20 protein-coding genes and 1 pseudogene are annotated in these 19,040 nt (G+C 67.3%); 14 read left to right on the top strand and 7 right to left on the bottom strand.

Annotation, left to right across the window (positions count from 1 at the left end):
- Window positions 1-88, top strand: a pseudogene (locus tag LH400_RS05225) (IS5/IS1182 family transposase); the annotation flags it as partial.
- Here the strand turns inward: LH400_RS05225 and LH400_RS05220 are convergent.
- The gene (locus LH400_RS05220) at window positions 78-410 is read right to left on the bottom strand and encodes a hypothetical protein (RefSeq protein ID WP_229151613.1); all 333 of its coding nucleotides are present in this window, start codon (window positions 408-410) and stop codon (window positions 78-80) included. The pseudogene LH400_RS05225 and the gene LH400_RS05220 overlap by 11 nt on opposite strands.
- A 124-nt stretch (window positions 411-534) precedes the next feature.
- On the opposite strand from LH400_RS05220, the gene LH400_RS05215 reads away from it, so the two are divergent.
- From LH400_RS05215 to LH400_RS05195, 5 genes are all read left to right on the top strand, one after another.
- Window positions 535-1,335: a hypothetical protein gene (locus tag LH400_RS05215; protein WP_229151612.1), complete on the top strand. Its 801-nt coding sequence runs from the start codon at window positions 535-537 to the stop codon at window positions 1,333-1,335.
- A 310-nt stretch (window positions 1,336-1,645) separates the two neighbouring features.
- Entirely contained in the window at window positions 1,646-2,737 is a 1,092-nt protein-coding gene (locus LH400_RS05210; protein ID WP_229151611.1) for an efflux RND transporter periplasmic adaptor subunit, read from the top strand.
- Window positions 2,734-3,438 (top strand): ABC transporter ATP-binding protein, encoded by a 705-nt coding sequence (locus LH400_RS05205; RefSeq protein ID WP_229151610.1) that lies wholly within the window; start codon window positions 2,734-2,736, stop codon window positions 3,436-3,438. Before LH400_RS05210 ends, LH400_RS05205 begins: the two co-directional genes overlap by 4 nt.
- Window positions 3,435-4,574 carry an ABC transporter permease gene (locus LH400_RS05200; protein WP_229151609.1) on the top strand — a complete coding sequence of 380 codons (1,140 nt, stop codon included), beginning with the start codon at window positions 3,435-3,437 and terminating at the stop codon, window positions 4,572-4,574. Before LH400_RS05205 ends, LH400_RS05200 begins: the two co-directional genes overlap by 4 nt.
- Before the next feature lie 6 nt (window positions 4,575-4,580).
- Window positions 4,581-5,777 (top strand): ABC transporter permease, encoded by a 1,197-nt coding sequence (locus LH400_RS05195; protein WP_229151608.1) that lies wholly within the window; start codon window positions 4,581-4,583, stop codon window positions 5,775-5,777.
- 120 nt (window positions 5,778-5,897) lie between these two features.
- Here LH400_RS05195 and upp read toward each other — a convergent pair whose 3' ends face one another.
- The 6 genes from upp to LH400_RS05165 form a co-directional block, all read right to left on the bottom strand.
- Entirely contained in the window at window positions 5,898-6,527 is a 630-nt protein-coding gene (upp, locus tag LH400_RS05190; RefSeq protein WP_229151607.1) for a uracil phosphoribosyltransferase, read from the bottom strand.
- A gap of 44 nt (window positions 6,528-6,571) precedes the next feature.
- A complete protein-coding gene (locus LH400_RS05185) occupies window positions 6,572-7,561 on the bottom strand; it encodes an adenosine deaminase (RefSeq protein ID WP_229151620.1) in 990 nt (329 codons plus the stop codon).
- Window positions 7,562-7,617: 56 nt separating this feature from the next.
- Window positions 7,618-8,811, bottom strand: a complete 1,194-nt coding sequence (locus LH400_RS05180) for a phosphopentomutase (RefSeq protein ID WP_229151606.1) — start codon at window positions 8,809-8,811, stop codon at window positions 7,618-7,620.
- Between the two features lie 41 nt (window positions 8,812-8,852).
- Complete coding sequence (locus tag LH400_RS05175) at window positions 8,853-9,428, bottom strand: TadE/TadG family type IV pilus assembly protein (protein WP_229151605.1); 576 nt, start codon at window positions 9,426-9,428, stop codon at window positions 8,853-8,855.
- A complete protein-coding gene (locus LH400_RS05170) occupies window positions 9,428-9,982 on the bottom strand; it encodes a TadE/TadG family type IV pilus assembly protein (protein WP_229151604.1) in 555 nt (184 codons plus the stop codon). The genes LH400_RS05175 and LH400_RS05170 overlap by 1 nt, the downstream gene beginning before the upstream one ends.
- 270 nt (window positions 9,983-10,252) lie before the next feature.
- Entirely contained in the window at window positions 10,253-10,720 is a 468-nt protein-coding gene (locus LH400_RS05165) for a pilus assembly protein N-terminal domain-containing protein (RefSeq protein ID WP_229151603.1), read from the bottom strand.
- 239 nt (window positions 10,721-10,959) lie between these two features.
- On the opposite strand from LH400_RS05165, the gene LH400_RS05160 reads away from it, so the two are divergent.
- From LH400_RS05160 to LH400_RS05125, 8 genes are all read left to right on the top strand, one after another.
- Window positions 10,960-11,130, top strand: a complete 171-nt coding sequence (locus LH400_RS05160) for a Flp family type IVb pilin (protein WP_229151602.1) — start codon at window positions 10,960-10,962, stop codon at window positions 11,128-11,130.
- A gap of 227 nt (window positions 11,131-11,357) precedes the next feature.
- Complete coding sequence (locus tag LH400_RS05155) at window positions 11,358-11,882, top strand: A24 family peptidase (RefSeq protein WP_229151601.1); 525 nt, start codon at window positions 11,358-11,360, stop codon at window positions 11,880-11,882.
- Window positions 11,883-12,032: 150 nt separating this feature from the next.
- Complete coding sequence (gene cpaB, locus LH400_RS05150; RefSeq protein ID WP_229151600.1) at window positions 12,033-12,857, top strand: Flp pilus assembly protein CpaB; 825 nt, start codon at window positions 12,033-12,035, stop codon at window positions 12,855-12,857.
- Between the two features lie 11 nt (window positions 12,858-12,868).
- Window positions 12,869-14,476, top strand: a complete 1,608-nt coding sequence (locus tag LH400_RS05145; protein WP_229151599.1) for a type II and III secretion system protein family protein — start codon at window positions 12,869-12,871, stop codon at window positions 14,474-14,476.
- 20 nt (window positions 14,477-14,496) lie between these two features.
- Entirely contained in the window at window positions 14,497-15,234 is a 738-nt protein-coding gene (locus LH400_RS05140) for a CpaD family pilus assembly protein (RefSeq protein ID WP_229151598.1), read from the top strand.
- Window positions 15,235-15,236: 2 nt separating this feature from the next.
- Window positions 15,237-16,502, top strand: a complete 1,266-nt coding sequence (locus LH400_RS05135) for a CpaE/TadZ family protein (RefSeq protein WP_229151597.1) — start codon at window positions 15,237-15,239, stop codon at window positions 16,500-16,502.
- A gap of 37 nt (window positions 16,503-16,539) precedes the next feature.
- Complete coding sequence (locus LH400_RS05130; RefSeq protein ID WP_229151596.1) at window positions 16,540-18,024, top strand: TadA family conjugal transfer-associated ATPase; 1,485 nt, start codon at window positions 16,540-16,542, stop codon at window positions 18,022-18,024.
- Window positions 18,024-19,031: a type II secretion system F family protein gene (locus LH400_RS05125; RefSeq protein WP_229151595.1), complete on the top strand. Its 1,008-nt coding sequence runs from the start codon at window positions 18,024-18,026 to the stop codon at window positions 19,029-19,031. The genes LH400_RS05130 and LH400_RS05125 overlap by 1 nt, the downstream gene beginning before the upstream one ends.
- Window positions 19,032-19,040 lie beyond the last annotated feature (9 nt).

The following is a 19,040-nucleotide window of genomic DNA, read 5'->3' as shown; positions in this document are numbered from 1 at the left end:
GCGTGATTACGAACAGCGCATCGACGTCTCGGAAGCCATGATCCATGTCGCCATGGGCAGCCTCCTGCTCCGACGCATCAGCCATTGATACCATTCTCAAACGGACTCTTAATGAGGCTTCCCAGAGTTGAGGCTTGCAAATATTCCTGCTTCTGGAGAAGCTGCTCCCAGCGCTTAGCATCGTCACCAAGCGCCTTTTTTAGCTTAATGCGGCTGCACATGAGCATCGCCATGATGAGCGTAGACTCGAACTTGCCTATGGCGAGGTGAGTACCCGAAATTTCTTGACAGTATCGATACCGCGCGAAGTCGGGATCTGACATGCCGTCTACGAGATCTATAAACTCTTGCTTGTTCAGATCAGGTTTGAACATTTCTGGCGACACCGTCCTGTCGAAAAATGCTGTCATTCTGCTTATTGTAGCGTTACAATGTTCACGCGAAAAATGATTGCACGCTCACGCCTGTAGCGATGGTGAGGCTCGGGACCGATTGTGCCGGGTTAGGCTTGATGACCACGATCGGAGGCAGTCCATGACATGGGTGGTCGGAGCGTCGTCGATCCTGGGCTATGGACTCATGGCGTCAGATGTTCGGATTTCATTTGGAGATGGAACTGAGGCCGACTTGCTCCGTAAGTGCTTTCGTGTCGGGCCTTATCTGTTGGCGGGGTTTGCGGGCTCGGTCCAAATTGGTCTCCACCTTATCGATAGTCTGCAGCACGCGTTGCACAATCCTGACCAATCGGAGCCTGGCGCGTGGCGACCCGATTGGGTGGCAGAACAGTGGGCGCCTATTGCTGCCAAGCTGTTCGAATCAGCGCCCTCTGCCGAGCAGGACGAAGGCTGCCAGATACTCATGGTTGGCGTCTCTCCGAACGAAGACATGGGCGTTCCAGAATTTCCTCGAGTCTACGTCACGCGGTTCAATTGGCCTGACTTCACCCCCTCGCACATGGATAAGGGTTCGAGCGTCTGTCACATCGGCAGCGGTGCTGATGTCGAAAGCTATGAAGCCGGCATCGCGAGCTTCTTTGAACTCGGTTCACCTGCCATGATGGCTGGCATTCAAGCCGGCCCAACTGGCTCACTTGCGATGATCGGATCCAGGATCGGCCGCATCGTTTCAGAGCATCCCGTCCCTGGCATCAGTCCGCACGTTTTCATTGATGCCGTGAAACTCGGATCCTTTTGGAGCGGCACGAACGACCAGACACAGCACTATGCAGACGGTCGCAAAGTCGAGTTTAAGATGCCGAAGGTGGCTTCTAGCTACCCGCAATTTCTGGCCCTTTGCCAAGAATTAGGCAAGGCATCGGCGCGAGCTGTCGCGTAGCTCCTCATATTATCTCTGCAGGGCCACGTTGCTCGCATTCAGATTCTCAATGTTGGCGGAGAATTGAACTCGCGCTCGAAGGGCACTCTCCATTTCGGTGTAGCGTAGGCTGGCAGGCGTCGCGCTCTGACGGCGGCCGGAGGCCGGACGCCTGCCGCTCGCCGGGCGGAGCGATCGCGGCCGAGCGCCCTGCCTCCGCCGCCGCCGTGTCGCCCTGATCGGCTGACGGCACGAGCCTCGAACGCGATCGCGGACGTGCAGGATCGCGATCGAGGTCGAGACTGCCGGGGATTGCGGCGAGGGTCGGGGCATGAACGCTCATGCTCATCCCGACCCCGATCTCTCCGCGACGCTGGCGTCGCTCTCGCTGGCGGCACCGCGCGCCGCCCCGCCTCCGCCGAGACGCCTCGGCGGGAGCCTTCCGCTTCTCCTCGTCACGGTCGCGCTGCTCGCCGGCGGGGTGGCCTATGCTCTTCTGCCGCTTCGGTTCTTCGGCGCGGATGGCGAGCGCCCGGCCGCGGCGACGGCGGCGGTGCCGGCGGCCGATCAGCAAGCGCAGGCGGGAACCGCTCCTGCCGCTCACCTTGCGACCCCGTCCCGGGCGGTGACGGGTTCGGGCCACGTCGTCGCGCTGGCGCAGGCTTCGGTGCATGCGCGCCGCGGCGGCACGGTGGCGGAGCTTAGCGCCGACATCGGCACCCGCGTTTCGTCCGGACAGGTTCTCTTGCGCCTCGACGATCCAGACCTTCGCTTCGCTCTCAGCGCGGCCGAACTCGCCCGGGATCGGGCGCGGCTGGAACTGAAAGCCCGCCAGTTCGACGCCAAGGAAGCCGAGGCCGCCGCCCGCCGCGCATCGACCCTGTCGGCCAAAGGGGTGCTCGGCGAGCAGGCCGCGCGGGATGCGGGCGCCGCGGCAGAGCGGGCGGCGAGCCTCGCGGCCGAGGCCAAAGGGGGCCTCGCCGCGGCCGACCTTGCCGTGGCACGGGCGGTGCAGGCTCTGGACGAGCTGACGGTGCGGGCGCCGATTGCCGGGATCGTGACGGCGCGCGATGCGCGGCTCGGCGAAGCCGTCCTCGCGCAGGCCGATGCCCGCGGCGATGCCACGCTCTTCGCGATCACCGACCCGGACCGCCTGGCGCTCGACGTCGACATCGCCGAGACCGCGCTCGGCGATGTCAGGGCCGGCCAGCGCGGCGAGGCCGTGCTCGACGCCTATCCCGATCGCCCCTTCGCGGTCACCGTGACCCGCATCGCGCCGGTCGCCTCGGCCGAGCGCGGCACGATCGCTCTGCGCCTCGCCGTCCCCGATCCGCCGCCCGGCATGCGCCCGGCCATGGCCGCCCGCGTCACGATCCGGACCGCCGACGCTCTCGCCTCCATACCCTCAGGACGAACCCCATGACCGACGATCCCTCCTTCATCCACCTTCAAGGCGTCGCCAAGAGCTACGGTCGCGGCGGGGAGCGGCTGCCCATCTTCGACGGGCTCTCGCTGGACATCCCGCGCGGCGACTTCGTCGCGGTCATGGGCCCGTCCGGTTCCGGCAAGTCCACGCTCCTCAACCTCCTCGCCGGGCTCGACACGGCGGAGGCGGGGCAGGTTTCGATCGGCGGCTTCGACCTTTCAGCCATGGGCGAGGGGGCGAGAGGCCGCTGGCGGACCGAGATGCTCGGCATCGTCTTCCAGTTCTACAACCTCCTGCCCATGCTCACGGCGGCCGAGAACGTCGAACTGCCGCTTCTCCTGCGCCCGCTGTCGAAACGGGAGCGCCGGGAGAGGGTGGCGACGGTGCTGCGTCTTCTCGGCCTCGAGGCGCGCGCCCGGCACTATCCGCGGCAGATGTCGGGCGGCCAGCAGCAGCGCGTCGGCATCGCGCGGGCGATCGTCACCGACCCCGCCCTGCTTCTCTGCGACGAGCCGACGGGCGATCTCGACCGCGCCTCGGCCGACGAGGCGCTCGCCATGCTGGACCTCCTCAACCGCGAACTCGGCAAGACCATCGTGATGGTCACGCACGATCCCGCCGCTGCGGGCGTCGCCCGGCGGGTGCTGCATCTCGACAAGGGCACCTTCCGCCCCGAAGGCACGGAGGCGGCGCGATGAGCTTCCTCCGCCTCCTGCACCGCAACGTCTGGCGCAAGCCCTTCCGCACGCTCCTGATGATGCTCTCCGTCGCGGTCGCCTTCCTCGTCTACGGCCTTGGCCAGGGCTTCCTCGCCGGCTCGCAAGGGGCCGGCGGCGCCGACGAGAGCCGGCTCGTCGTCCAGAGCCGCAACGGCTCGGCGCAGCCGCTTCCGCAAGCCATGGTGGCCCGGATCGCCGCCATGCCGGACGTTGCGGCCGCCGCCGCTTCGGCCCGCATCCGCGGCTTTGTCACGACGGAGACGAACGTCGCGGCGGCCAGCGCCGTCGACCCGGAGGCGATGGCCGGCATCATGGGCGCGGAGCTCGGCCTGACACCCGACCTTCTCGCCGCGCTCGGCGCCGCCCGCGATAACGTGCTCGTCGGCCGGGCGCTGATGGCGGCGGAGGGCTGGCGCGTCGGCCAGCGGATCGCGCTCACGCCCTTCCAGATGAAGCGGGCGGACGGCGCTCCCTGGAGCTTCGAGATCGCCGGCACCTTCGCCGGCGCCCGGGCCGACGTCGACACCTACTTCATGATCGCCCGCTACGACTACGTGAACGCCGCCCGCGCGAAGGGGCGGGACACGGTGGACGGCATCCTCGTGCAGCCGCGCCCGAACGTCTCGCCGGGCGAGCTGGCGGCTCGGATCGACGCGGCCTTCCGGTCCTCCGCCGCGCCGACGCGCACCCAGTCCGAGAAGGCCTTCCTCGAAGCGCTCATCCGACAGATCGCCGACTTCGGGCTGATCGTCATGGCTGTCACCACCGCCTCCTTCGTCACGTTCCTGATGATCGTCGCCAACACCATGGCCTTCGCGGTGCGCGAGCGACGCTTCGAGATCGGCGTCCTGAAGGTGCTCGGCTTTTCCGGGCGCCGCGTGCTGACGCTCGTCCTAGGCGAGACGCTGTTCGTCTTCCTCGCCGGCGGGGCCGCGGGGCTCGGTCTCGCCAAGTTCGCGGAGGGTCTGGCGCCGGCCGAACTCGGCCTCGCCGTGACGCCGCTGGTTCTCGCCCGGGCGGTGCTCGTCCTCCTCGCGCTCGCCTGTCTCTCGGGCCTCGCGCCGGCGCTTCTCGCGCTCCGCACCTCCACCGCCAACGCCCTTCGTTCGAGGTAGCCTTCGATGTCCTCACTCTTCCGCCAGTCCCTCGTCCTCACCCGCGCCGCGCTCGCCGGCATTCCGCGGCGCGCCGCCGTCTCCCTGTCCATGATCCTGTCGATCGCCCTCGTCGTCGCGGTGCTGAGCGGCTTCCTCGCCATGGCCGCCGGCCTCGGGCAGACGCTGCGGTCCGGCGGGAGCGATGACGTCGCCGTGATCCTCGGCGGTGGCGGCACGCAGGAGATCACCTCGAGCATTCCGCCGGACGCCGTGCGCGGCCTCACGGGGCTGGGAGCCGCCGCAGGCATCGCGGTCGGCCCCGCCGGGCCCCTGCTCGGGCGCGAACTCCTGGTCCCGGTCGAGGTGAAAGCCGCGGACGGAACGCCCCGGACCGTCTCCCTGCGCGGGATGGATGCCGCCGGCCCGGTCCTGCGCGGTACTGCTATGATCTCCAGCGGCCGCCCGTTCGCGCCGGGATCCCGCGAAATCGTCGTCGGCGCGCGGTTGGCGCGGGACCTCGGGGTGGAGGCGCCCGGCGGAACGATCCGCCTCGGCCCGCTCGGCTGGACCGTTTCCGGCATCGTTTCGGCGAGCGGCGGCGCGGCGGAATCGGAAGTCTGGGCCGACCTCGACGCCGTCCGATCGGCCTTCGACCGGCAGGGGGAGGTCCAGGTGCTGCGCGTCCGCCTCGACGGGCCGAACGGGCTCGCAGAGCTTCGCGCTGCCTTGCCTCAGGTCTCCGCGACTCCGCTCGCGGCCCTGACCGAGGCCGAGATCCTGGCCGGCCAGTCGGCGCGGATGGAGCGGCTCGTCACGCACTTCGGCTGGCCGATCGCGGTGCTGATGGCGGTGGGCGCCATCGCCGGCGCCGTCAATACCATGGCGAGCTCGGTCTCCGACCGCACGGTGGAGATCGCGACGCTGCGCGTTCTCGGCTTCGGCCGGACAGCCGCCTTCGCCGCGACTCTCACGGAAGCCCTCGTCCTGGCGACCGTCGGGGCGATTCTCGGCGCCTTCGCGTCGTTCGCGATCCTCGACGGCTGGCAGGCTTCGACGCTGGGCGCCGACGGGACGCAGCTGGCATTCGGTCTGGCGGTGACGCCGACCGTTCTTCTCCAGGCGGGCGCACTGGCACTGCTCGTCGGCGCGCTCGGCGGCGTGTTTCCCGCGTTCGCCGCCACGCGCCTGCCCATCGTCGACGCGCTCAGGGGACGGGCCTGATCGAGCCGTCCTGTCGGGGGCGTGACCGGCGAAACCGCTGTTCGACCCGGCCCATCCGGAGCTCTCGGCGAGCCTCCCGCTAGATCGGCAGGGCCGAACGTCCCCAGGGGATAGCCGGCCCTACTTCGTCCCGTACATCCGGTCGCCCGCATCGCCGAGCCCCGGCACGATGTAGCCCTTCTCGTTGAGGTGGCTGTCGATCGCGGCGGTGTAGACGGGGATGTCGGGGTGGGCGGTGCGGAAGCGTTCGATGCCTTCGGGGGCGGCGAGGAGGCAGAGGAAGCGGATGTTGCTGGCGCCCCTTGCCTTCAGCCGGTCCATCGCGGCGGTCGCGGAATTTGCCGTCGCCAGCATCGGGTCGACCACGATGACCAGCCGGTTGGCGAGATCCTCCGGCGCCTTGAAGTAATATTCCACCGGCTGCAGCGTCTCGTGGTCGCGGTAGATGCCGACATGGGCGACGCGGGCGGCGGGGACGAGGTCGAGCATGCCTTCCAGAAGGCCGTTGCCGGCCCGAAGGATCGAGGCGAAGACCAGCTTCTTGCCTTCCAGCGTCGGCGCGTCCATCGGGCCCATCGGCGTCTCGATCCGCGTCGTCGTCAGGTCGAGATTGCGCGTGACCTCGTAGCACAGCAGCGTGGAAATCTCCCGCAAAAGGCGGCGGAAGCTCGCCGTCGAGGTCTCCTTGTTGCGCATGATGGTCAGCTTGTGCTGGACCAGCGGGTGATCGATGACGGTGACGCCGTCCATGGTGCCTCACTCTTCGCGTCTTTTGGTTTTTCCTGCGGGCCTTCCTACTGCGATGTGCCGGGCGCGCCAAGCGAAAGCGCCGCCAGCATCAGGCGGTCGATCAGCCGGCGCCGGGTCGTCTCGTCGACAAAGGCGGCCTCGATCGCGGTGCGGGTGAAGGCGAGGCGGCCGGGCGCGTCGATGCCGGCCTCGGCGGCGAGCCGGTATTCGGCAGCCAGGCTGGTGCGGAAGAAGGGCGGATCGTCGGCCCCGAGCGTCACCTTCACGCCGGCCGCAACGAGGCGCTTCAGCGGATGGGAGGCGATGTCCGGATAAAGGCCGAGCGCGAGATTGGAGCCGGGGCAGACTTCGAGAACGATGCCGCGCCGGGCGATCTCGGCGATGAGCGCTGCGTCCTCGATCGCCCGGACGCCATGGCCGATCCGGTGCGGCGCGACGGCGTCGATCGCGGCACGGACGCTCTCCGCCCCGCAGACCTCGCCGGCATGGATCGTCAGGCCGAGGCCGGCATCGCGCGCGATGTCGAACGCCTTCCGGAAATCGGCATGCGCGCCGATCCGCTCGTCGCCGGCCAGCCCGAAGCCGGTGATATCCCGGCGGCCGGGCCCGGCGGCGAATCTTGCGGCGCGTTCCACCGCCTCGACACCCAGATGGCGCACGCCGACGACGATCATCCGCGCCTCGATGCCGGTCGCCTCCCTTGCCCGGGCGATGCCGGTGGCAAGGCCAGCGGCATAGGCCTCGGGCGCGACACCGGAGAGTTTTGCGTGATCGGGCGAGATGAAGAATTCGGCATAGAGCGTGCCGGCGCTGGCGAGCCGGGTCAGATGGTCGGTGGCGAGCTCGGCGAAGTCCTCCTCGCTGCGGAACACGGTCGAAGCCCGGTCATAGGCGGCGAGGAAGCTCGAAAAATCGTGCCAGACATAGAAGTCGTCGCGGACGATGTCGCCGAGGTCGATGCCGTAGCGCCGCGCCAGCATGCAGACGAGGCCGGGATCGGCGGCGCCCTCGATATGGCAGTGGAGTTCGGCCATCGGAACGCAGCCGGCCGGCGTCGCTCGCCGGGCCGGTGCGCTGGCCTGCTCCCGGCTCACAGGAAGCTCTTGCCGTGCGGGCCGGGCGGCAGGCCGAGATGGGCGGCGACGCTCTCGCCGATATCGGCGAAGGTGTTGAGATCGCCGAGCGGCCCCGGGGCGAGGCCGGGGCCGAAGACGAGGACCGGCACGCGCTCGCGGGTGTGGTCGCTGCCGGTCCAGGTCGGATCGCAGCCGTGGTCGGCGGTGACGATGGCGATATCGCCGGGCTTCAGCCGGGCTTCGAGCTCGGGAATGCGCGTGTCGAAGGCTTCGAGCGCGGCGGCATAGCCGGGGACGTCGCGGCGATGGCCGTACTGCATGTCGAAATCGACGAAATTGGCGAAGACGAGGTCGCCGTCGCCCGCCGCGTCGACGGCTTCGAGCATGCGGTCGAACAGCGCCATGTTGCCGTCGCCCTTCAAGACTTTCGACACGCCGCGATGGGCGAAGATGTCGCCGATCTTGCCGATGCCGATCACCTGCCTGCCCTTCTCGAGGGCGCGGTCGAGGAGGGTGGGCTCGGGCGGCGGCACGGAATAGTCGCGCCGGTTGGCGGTGCGGCGGAAGTCGCCGGCAGTCTCGCCGACGAAGGGCCGGGCGATGACGCGGCCGATATTCAGGGGATCGACGTGCCGGCGCGCGGTGGCGCACAGTTCGTAGAGCCGGTCGAGACCGAAATGCGTCTCATGCGCCGCGATCTGCAGGACGCTGTCGGAGGAGGTGTAGAAGATCGGCTTGCCGGTGCGGATGCTCTCCTCGCCGAGTTCGGCGATGATCTCGGTGCCCGAGGCGTGGCGGTCGCCGAGAATGCCGGGAATGGCGCTGTCGTCGACGATCTGCTGGATCAGCGAGGCCGGGAAGGTCGGCACGGTCTCAGGAAAATAGCCCCAGTCGAAGGTGACGGGAACGCCGGCGATCTCCCAATGGCCGGACGGCGTGTCCTTGCCGTGCGAGACCTCGGCCGCCGTGCCCCAGCGCGCTTCGGGATCATTCTCGCTCTCGCGGCCGGCGGCGTGGAGGAGGCCGAGGCGCTGGAGGTTGGGAAGACGCAAAGGGCCTTTGCGAAGACCCTTGCGATCGGCCGAGCCCTGCCGGCCGGCATCGATGATGTGGCCGAGCGTGTCGGCGCCGTCGTCGCCATAGGCCGCCGCATCCGGCGCGCTGCCGATGCCGACGGAATCGAGGACCATCAGAACTGCCCGGGCCAATCATCCCTCCTGCGCTTGCGGGACGCAGCCCCAAGGCGGCGTCAGCAGCCGCTGCAGGTGATGCTCGTCCCGATCCGCGGGTAGAGATAGCTCGTTTCGCCCATTCTGATAGGCCCGGTCAGGCCATAGCCGCCGACCGGATGGAAGTCGAAATAGGCCTCGGTCACGATGACGTAGAGGCTGCGCTCGGCCTTGAAGTCCGTGGGCAGGCTGTAGGTGTCGCCCTTCTTGTAGATGGTGAAGCCGCTCTTGGGATTGCGCGAACGGGTCCAGTCGACGGTCTGCCTGCCGTTCGCGTCGATCTTCACCTGGGTGACGCGGATGAAGACTTCGTCCTGGTCGTAGGGCTCGACGAGCGAGGCGGTGACGTTCATCAGCGCGTCGAGCTCGCCGGACGTCATGCCCTCCGACTGCGTGACCAGATCGTCGATCGTGGCGGAGGCATTGTGGATCTTGCGGTTGACCGAAACCGCGATCGAGGTGTCCGAGCCCGCCATGTAGAGCATGGCGAGGAAGGGCAGCACGAGCGCGAACTCCACCGCGCTCACGCCGCGGCGGTCCCTGGCGAGCGCGGCGATCAGGGGAAGGCGGCGGGAGAGCCGACGGAAGGCGCGCATCAGAACGGCTCCGTGCGAAAGGCGGCGCTGGAGACGATCACGAAGGAGCGGTCGTCCATCTTGGTGGAGATCTCGCGCATGACGTCGGTGTAGAGCGGCCATTTGTAATAGACGCGCAGCGCGGTGATGGTCTGCGTGGCGGGCAGGCTGAAGCCGAGGGCGGCGGTGTCGATGTCGCCGTTCTTCACCGGGATGTTGGTCGGGATCGAGGCGAAGCTGCCGTAGGATCTGAGGTCGACATTGAGCTTGGAGCAATCCATCAGGAAGTTGACCCGGTCGCAGATCATCTGCTCGAACTGGGCCTTGCTGAGATTGGCGTTCGTCACCTGGCCCGTGCGCACCTCGCGGCCGACCCGCGCGACGGCGTGATCGAGGACCAGTTCCCCGATGAACACGGTCGACGTCTCCGCGAGCACCATCAGGAGCAGGAAGAAGGGCGCGGCGAGCAGAGTGAACTCGACCGCCGTCGCCGCCTGCCGATCCCTCAGGAATCTGCAAAATGCCCTGAAAGGTCCGTTTGCCTTCGCGTCCGTCGCGCCTTTGCCCGCCTGCATCGCCTCGCTCCTCGGCAAAAGGGTTCGCCGATCGCGGAGTTTAAGCAAGGGACGTAAGCAAACCCTTAGCAATCTCCGCGCAATCGCGTGTGCTGGCCGTGCGAAGGCCGCAATCGGTCATGGGAAGCGGGAATTTGGGCCGTCGCCGGCGGCGCTGACGCCCGGGAATGCCCGGTTATTTGCCGGCTGGGCGGTCTGGGGTGCGAGCGCTATGTCGGAGTCCTGCCCGCTGGCCGGCTCAAATGTGGTGATCGAACCGGCCGCCGGGAATCAGTGCTTTGCGGCCTCCGTCGCCATCTGCTGGCGCTGCTGATACTGCGTCAGCGCCTTGGCGAAGGCCTCCGGATCGTCGCCGATGGTGATCGTCGGCTCGCATTTGGGTGCGCAGGCGAAGGTCGTGCGGCTCGCCTGGCGGTAGACGCGCACGGTGCTGTCCTCGAAGGTCTGGACAGCGACCTGCTGGTCGAGGATCGCGTTGCCGTCGCTGTCGAGGATGACGACATTGGTGATCCCGTAGCTCTTGCCGGTGAGGACCAGGCGGTCGCTGCTCAGGACCTCTATGTCGACGATCGCGGGATTGCCGATGATCACGGTGGCGGCCGGCCGGTCGATCTTGAGAATGCGTGCATGATCGACGGCGACGCCGAGAACGGACGAACCGGCGGCGACGGCCTGCGGAGCGGGCAGGCACAGGGCCATGATGAGACCGGCAATCGCAAGGCTGAGGAAACGGGTCATCGGTGCATCCGGCAGGGCGTTCGTTGTCGACCGCCTCAACTTCTCCCGATAGCGTGAACGAAGGATTAAGGCCTGTTCCATCAGCCGAAAATTCCACCTTTCCTTCACCGACCGCCGGGAAAAGGAAAAATCAACCAGTTCCCTTAAGTCGATGGCAAGCTCGGCATACCTAGTGTCGCTCCATCCGATCGACGAAGAACAGTCGACGGGAGTGTTACAAACGGTTGTAAGGAGTTCCCATGTCCAAGATCTTCGTTCGTTTCCTCAAGGACGAATCCGGCGCCACCGCCATCGAATACGGTCTGATCGCCGGCATCATGGCGACCGCCATCATCGCCGCCTTCACCGCGCTCGGCGGCGACATCGGCACCGCCTTCACGTCCATCGGCGCCTCGATGCAGCCGAGCTGATCCTAGCCGCCGGCGGCGCTTTCCCTGTCGGGGCGCGCCGGCGGGAGATCAGGGGCCGGCTCGGGCTAGACGCCCGGGGCGGCCCATCATGATTCCAGCGGCTTTGCGGAGCGAACGGGATACTTCACTCCCGCCCGATGTCCGCCGCGCATCGAATGGCGATTGCGGCCTACCAGGCTGCCATTTCGGACCGTTTGCCGCGGTCCTTCCCGCGACGGAGCGAACCCATGATGATCGTTTCCCTTGGCCTCCTGGTGTTTCCGTTCGCGATGATCTACGCGGCCCTGTCCGACCTCGTGTCGATGACGATCGCCAACCGGGTGTCGGCCGTGCTGGCCCTTTCCTTCCCGCTTCTCGCCTGGCTGACCGGAATGCCCGCAGGGGAGATCGGCATGCATCTGGTGGCCGGTGTGGCTTGCCTCTCATTCGGCTTCGCGGCCTTCGCCGCCGGATGGATCGGCGGGGGCGACGCCAAGCTCTTCGCCGCGACGGCGGTCTGGTTCGGCCTTACCCCGGCCCTGTTCTCCTATGTCATGCTGGCTTCGGTGTTCGGCGCCGTCCTGACCATCCTCCTACTGCTTTCGCGGTCGCAGATCGCTCCGGCCACCGGCATCGGCTTCGTCGACCGCCTCCTCAGCGCCGAGACCGGCGTGCCCTATGGTATCGCGCTCGGCGGGGCCGGGCTCTTCGTGTTCTCGCAGAGCGCCTGGGTCGACAAGATCGCCGCCGGCCTCCTCGGCGCGTCGATGTAACCTCTTCGCCCGCCGATCCCCGGGCGGACGGCCGCCCATGCTCGCGAGCGGCCCGTCTTCGACAGAGTTTGTTAACCATACATTGAGGGTTTTGGGCCGATAACTGCCGGAGCAGCCGCAAACGTGCGGCGACGTTGCGGGAGTGATCGGATGAGCCTGGCTCGTGTCGCGGTAATCGGAGTCGCATTGCTTGCGGCTTTGGGCGCCGGACTACTCGCCCTCAGTCTTTCCAGTTCCAAGCCCAGGGACCAGGTGATCATCACCGCGGCCCCGGCCGAGCCGCCTGTGAAGCTCGAGGATGTCCTGGTCACCACGACGGCGCTGGAAATGGGCCAGCCGACCAATGGCGCGCTCGGCTGGCAGAAATGGCCGGAAGACGGCATCGGCCCAACCCTGATTCTGAAGAAGGACCGGCCGACCGCGGTCGAGGACCTCAAGGGGTCGATCGCCCGGCAGTCCTTCTTCGCCGGCGAGCCGGTGCGCGAAGCCAAGCTGATCCGCCCCGACCACGGCTTCATGTCGGCGATCCTGCCGGCCGGCAAGCGCGCGATCTCGGTGCGCATCGCGGTCGACACCGCTGCCGGCGGCTTCATCCTGCCCAACGACCATGTCGACGTCATCATGACCCGGCGCGTCGCCGATGCCGACGGGCAGAAGGAGCGCATGAACACCGAGACGGTGCTGCGCAATCTGCGCGTCCTGGCGATCGACCAGACCGTCGAGGAGAAGGACGGCGCCAAGGTCGTCGTCGGATCGACGGCGACGCTCGAGGTCGACCCCGAGCAGGCGGAGGCCCTGACCGCGGCCCAGCAGATGGCCGACCGGCTGGTGCTCTCGCTGCGCTCCCTGTCCGACTCGATCCCCGGAACCCCCGGCTACGCTGCCTTCCTGCTCGCCCAGGAGAGCCACAAGCGCAACACGATCCGGGTGGTCCGCTACGGCGAGTCCTCCGACGTCACCACGAACGCCAAATGACGGGCAGATCCATGACCGCTTCCATGCCGACACAGAGGATCGCGGCGGCTCTGCGCCAGTCGGTCCTGGGCCTTGCCGCGCTTTCCACGGCGCTCGTGCCCTTCGCCATGCCCGTGCCGGCCCTGGCCGAACAGGCGGTGGTCAATGCCCGGGCGGGTCAGCAGACGATCAATCTGGGGCTGAACAAGTCGAAGGTCATCGTCCTGTCGGCCGACGCCCACGACATCCTCGTCGCCAATCCCGCCGTCGCCGACGCGGTCACCCGCGACGCCCGCCGGATCTACATCTTCGGCAAGCAGATCGGCCAGACCAACATCGTCGTCTTCGACGCCCAGAACCGCCAGATCGCCTCGATCGACCTGAAGATCGAGCGCGACATCTCGGGGCTCGAGGCGACGATCCGCAAATACGTCCCCAATTCGAACGTTTCGGTCGAGATGCTGAACGACAACGTCGTTCTGACCGGCAGCGTCCAGACGCCGCAAGACGCATCGAAGGTCGAGCGCCTCGCCAGGGTGTTCGTGACCGGCGGCGAGGGGACCACCGGCCAGTACATCCAGTCGGCCACGGCCCCGGGCGGCTCGCAGGGCGGCAATGGCGACGTCGCCTTCGCCTCCGAGGACCGGCGCCAGAGCCAGATCATCAACCTTCTGCAGATCGCCGGCGAGGATCAGGTGACGCTGAAGGTGACGGTGGCGGAGGTGCAGCGCTCGGTCGTCAAGCAGCTCGGCCTCAACGGTTCGGTGAACGACGGCATCAGCTATGCCAACATGGACAACCCCTTCGCCTTCGGAAAGGCGCTGTCCAACAGCTATCTCGGCTTGAGCAAGTCCTTCGGCGACTACGACGTCACCGCGCAGCTCAACGCGCTGGAGCAGGCCGGGGTGATGAAGACGCTCGCCGAGCCGAGCCTGACCGCCATCTCCGGAGAGAAGGCGAGCTTCAAGGTCGGCGGCGAGTTCACCATACCGCAGGGGCAGGAATATTCGCCCGGCACGCCCGCATATCAGCAGTTCAAGGGCTATGACGGATCCGGCCAGCCGATCTACGAGACGGTGCCCGCGGTTCCCGCGACACGTCAGTTGGACAACACGCGGATCGAATACGGGATCGGGCTCGACTTCAGCCCCGTCGTCCTGTCCGCCGGTCGCATCAGCCTGAAGATCCGGACGTCCGTATCGGAGCCGACATTCGAAAATCCCTACCACGTGTCGGGCGGCGCGGACGGCGGCGTCGGAGCCGTCGGCATTCGCAAGCGCCTCGCCGACACCACCGTCGAGCTTCCCTCCGGCGGATCGCTGGTGATCGCAGGCCTGGTGCGCAACGAGACCCGGCAGGTCCTGTCCGGCTATCCCGGCCTGTCCAAGATCCCGGTCCTCGGCTCGCTGTTCAGAAGCCGCGACTTCCAGCACTACGAGACCGAACTCGTGGTCATCGTGACGCCCTATCTGGTGCGCCCCGTCGCGCGTCAGGCGCTGGCCCGGCCGGATGACGGCCTGAATTTCTCCAGCGACGGCTCCGCCAATTTCCTCGGCCGCCTCAACCGCGTCTACGGCCACATGGAAACCGATCTGCCGCCCGGCCGGTACCACGGCGTCGTCGGCTACATCTACAAATGACCGCTGCGAGGACCACGCCCGTGACGACACCTCCTGTCAGTTCCGCCGGCCGCTCGAACCGGCGTCGCCGGCACCTCGAGCGGTTCGGAGCGATCCTGCCCCTCGCGCTCCTGTCGGCCTTCGCCGGCTGCGCGAACGTCCACAATGTCGAGGTCGGCGCGATCCCCGACGACTACCGGACCCGCCATCCGATCGTGGTCTCGCAGGCCGAGACCGCCATCGACCTGCCGATCACTGCCTCGGAGGCCAGGCTGACGCTGTCCGCCCGCAGCCGGGTCGAGGAGTTCGCCGCCCGTTTCAAGGGCTCGGGCGCCGACACGATGCGGGTGATGCTGCCCTATGGCTCGGTCAATCAGGGCGCGGCGCAGGCGGTCTCGAATGACGTCGTCGCCATCCTGCACAGGAACGGCGTCGAGCGCAGCCGTATCATCGTCGTGCCGTACCAGGCGATCGGCGATCAGGGTGCGACGCCGATCCGCCTCGCCTTCGACACGCTCGTCGCCAAGACCGGTCCCTGCGGCCGCTGGCCGGACGATCTCGGCGATACGTCCGAGAACAAGGAATATTACAACTTCGGCTGCGCCAGCCAGCAGAACCTGGCGGCCCAGATCGCCGATCCGCGCGACCTCCTCGGACCGCGGGGGATGGACACGATCGATGCCGGCCGCCGCAACACCGTGCTCGACAACTATCGCAACGGCAAGAAGACCGTGTCCGAGCCCACCGAAACCGAATCGGACTACACGTGGAGCCGCTGACCATGAGCATCGACAGGGCTCACTCCGCCGGCGAGGCCGCCGAGGACGCCGAAGAGCGCGGCCGCCTCGACCGTGTCCGCCCGATCCCGCGGATCTCGATCCAGGCGTTCTGCGAATCCGAAGGGGTCGCTGGGCCGATCGAGAAGGCTGGCCGCGACCGGCGGATGGTCAAGGCCCATCTGAAGGTTCATCTCGGCGGGATCCGCGCTGCGGTCGAGCATTTCGGCTCGGCCCCGACGCCCAACCTCGTGATCCTGGAATCGCGCCAGCCGCCCGAGGAACTCGTCGCCGAACTCGAATCGCTGGCCGAGGTCTGCGACCCCGGCTCGCGGGTCGTCGTCATCGGCCACTACAACGACGTCCAGCTCTATCGCGACCTGATCAAGCGCGGCATCTCCGAATATCTCGTCGCGCCGATCTCGATCTCCGACGTGATGGGCGTGATCGGCGCGCTGTTCGTCGCCGAGGACAGCGAGCCGCTCGGCCGCACCGTCGCCTTTGTCGGCGCCAAGGGCGGCGTCGGCTCCTCGACGCTGGCGCACAACGTCTCCTGGTCGATCGCCAACCTCTTCAAGAGCGACGTCGTCCTGGCCGATCTCGACCTGCCCTTCGGCACGGCCAACATCAATTTCGATCAGGATCCGGCGCAGGGCATCGCGGAAGCGATCTTCTCCGCCGACCGCATGGACGACGTCCTGCTCGACCGCCTGTTGGCGCGCTGCGCCGACCATCTGTCGCTGCTCGCCGCGCCCTCGGTCCTCGACCGCACCTACGACTTCACGCCCGACGCCTTCCAGTCGCTGATCGAGACCGCCCAGCGCGGCGCGCCCGCCGTCGTGCTCGACGTTCCCCATGCCTGGAGCGACTGGACGAAGAACGTCCTGGCACAGGCCGACCAGATCGTGCTGACGGCGACGCCCGATCTTGCCAATCTGCGCAACGCCAAGAACCTCGTCGACACGCTGAAGAAGCTCAGGCCGAACGATGCTCCGCCGCATCTCGTGCTCAACCAGATCCAGATCCCGAAGCGACCGGAGATCTCGGCTTCGGAATTCTGCGAGCCGCTCGGCCTGACGCCGGTTGCCGAGATCGTCTTCGATCCGGCCGCCTTCGGCAACGCCGCCAATAGCGGGCGGATGATCGCCGAGACCGACCAGAAGCACCCGGCGATCGAGGCCTTTCACCACGTCGCCCACGTCCTCACCGGGCGCGGCGAGGTGAAGAAGCCGAAGCGGCCGGGCCTCTTGGGTCGCCTGCGCCTGAAATAGGCGCGCACCCAGCATCACTCTCAGGAGACTGCGCGACATGTTCGGAAAGCGCGGAAGCGACACCTCATCGACCGGCGACCTGTCGACGCTGCAGCAAAAGCCGCGGCCCGCTGCGGCGGCATCGTCGCCAGCTCCCTCGCGGCCGGCGCCCGAACCGGTCCGGCCGGTCGCCGCCGCGATGCGGCCGGAGCCGCAGGTCGATGCGCCGCGCCCGGCGCCGGTTCTCTCGGACGAATACTATCAGCGCAAGAGCCAGGTCTTCGCCGCGCTGATCGACACGATCGACCTGTCGCAGCTCGCCTCCATGGACCATGAGAGCGCGCGTGAGGAGATCCGCGACATCGTCAACGACATCGTCGCGATCAAGAACTTCGCCATGTCGATCGCCGAGCAGGAGGAACTGCTCTCGGACATCTGCAACGACGTGCTCGGCTACGGCCCGCTGGAGCCGCTGCTGGCGCGCGACGACATCGCCGACATCATGGTGAACGGCGCCAACCAGACCTTCATCGAAGTCGGCGGCAAGGTGCAGCAGACCGGTGTCCGCTTCCGCGACAACCAGCAGCTCCTCAACATCTGCCAGCGCATCGTCAGCCAGGTCGGCCGCCGCGTCGACGAGACCTCGCCGATCTGCGACGCCCGCCTTCCCGACGGCAGCCGCGTCAACGTCATCGCGCCGCCGCTGTCGATCGACGGCACCGCGCTCACCATCCGAAAGTTCAAGAAGGACAAGCTCACCCTCGACCAGCTTGTCAAGTTCGGCGCGATCACGCCGGAGGGCGCGACGATCCTGCAGATCATCGGCCGGGTGCGCTGCAACGTCGTCATCTCCGGCGGTACCGGCTCGGGCAAGACGACGCTCTTGAACTGCCTGACCCGCTATATCGACGCCGACGAGCGGATCATCACCTGCGAGGACTCGGCCGAGCTGCAGCTGCAGCAGCCGCATGTGGTGCGCCTGGAAACCCGCCCGCCCAATATCGAGGGCGAGGGCGAGATCACCATGCGCGACCTCGTCAAGAACTGCCTGCGCATGCGGCCCGAGCGGATCATCGTCGGCGAGGTGCGCGGACCGGAGGTCTTCGACCTCCTGCAGGCGATGAATACCGGCCATGACGGCTCGATGGGCACGATCCATTCCAACTCGCCGCGCGAGTGCCTGAACCGTATCGAATCGATGATCGCCATGGGCGGCTTCTCGCTGCCCTCGCGGACGGTGAAGGAGATCGTCACCGGCTCGATCGACGTCATCATCCAGGCGGCGCGCCTGCGCGACGGCTCGCGCCGGATCACCCACATCACCGAGGTGCTCGGCATGGAGGGCGATGTCATCACCACGCAGGACCTGCTCGTTTACGAGATCCTCGGCGAGGACGCGCAGGGGCGGATCATCGGGCGGCACCGCTCGACCGGGGTCGGCCGCCCGCACTTCTGGGAGCGGGCCCGCTATTACAACGAAGAGCAACGCCTCGCCGCGGCGATCGACGCCAGCGCCGTCTCCGACGAGGGAGTGAAGATCTGATGTCCGGCCCGGCGGCAATCCTCTTCGTCATCCTGTCGACGATCGCGGGGGGCGGTCTCGCCTTCGCGTTGCTGCAGCCGCTGCTCGCCCGCGAGAAGAAGGTCGAACAGCGGCGCTCCCAGTTCATCCGTGACGAAAGCGACCGCGCGGCCTCCAAGGCGGCGCGCGACCGGCTCCAGGAACAGGTGAAGCGGCGCAGGACCATCCAGTCCTCGCTGAAGGAGCTGGAGGTGCGCAACAAGGAGCGCGACAAGCATACCAGCAAGCTGAGCCTCGCCCGGCGGCTGGAACAGGCCGGCACGGCGATGACGCCGAAGCAGTTCATCTGGCTGAGCGCGGTCTTGGGCCTCGTCGCCCTCGTCCTCGCGCTGATGTTCAAGCTGCAGGTCTTCGCGGCGGTGGGCATCGCCTTCGTGGCCGGCTTCGGGCTGCCGCGCTTCTTCCTGTCGCGGGCGCGCAAGAAGCGGCTGCAGAAGTTCACTGACGAATTCCCGAACTCGGTCGATCTGATCGTGCGCGGCATCAAGTCGGGACTGCCGCTCAACGACACGCTGCGCATGGTGGCGAGCGAATCCCCCGAGCCGGTGGCGAGCGAGTTCCGCAAGATCGTGGAGTCCCAGCAGATGGGCATGCCGATCGGCGACGCCGTCGCCCGGCTCTACCGCAACATTCCGACCTCGGAAGCCAACTTCTTCTCGATCGTCATCGGCATTCAGGCCCAGGCCGGCGGCAACCTCTCGGAGGCGCTCGGCAATCTGTCCAAGGTTCTGCGCGAGCGCAAGAAGATGAAGGGCAAGATCCAGGCGATGTCGATGGAGGCCAAGGCCTCCGGCGCGATCATCGGCGCGCTGCCCTTCCTCGTCTTCCTGATCATCTGCGTGACGACGCCGGACTACATGGTAGCGCTCTACACGACCAATATCGGCAAGATCATGATGCTCGGCGGCGCGATCTGGATGGGGATGGGCATCTTCGTGATGAAGCAGATGATCAGCTTCGACTTCTGATCGGCAACA

It is taken from the genome of Jiella soli, from assembly GCF_020615385.1.
GTDB lineage: Bacteria > Pseudomonadota > Alphaproteobacteria > Rhizobiales > Rhizobiaceae > VKMB-3413.
This window is presented reverse-complemented; position numbering and strand designations above follow the sequence as displayed.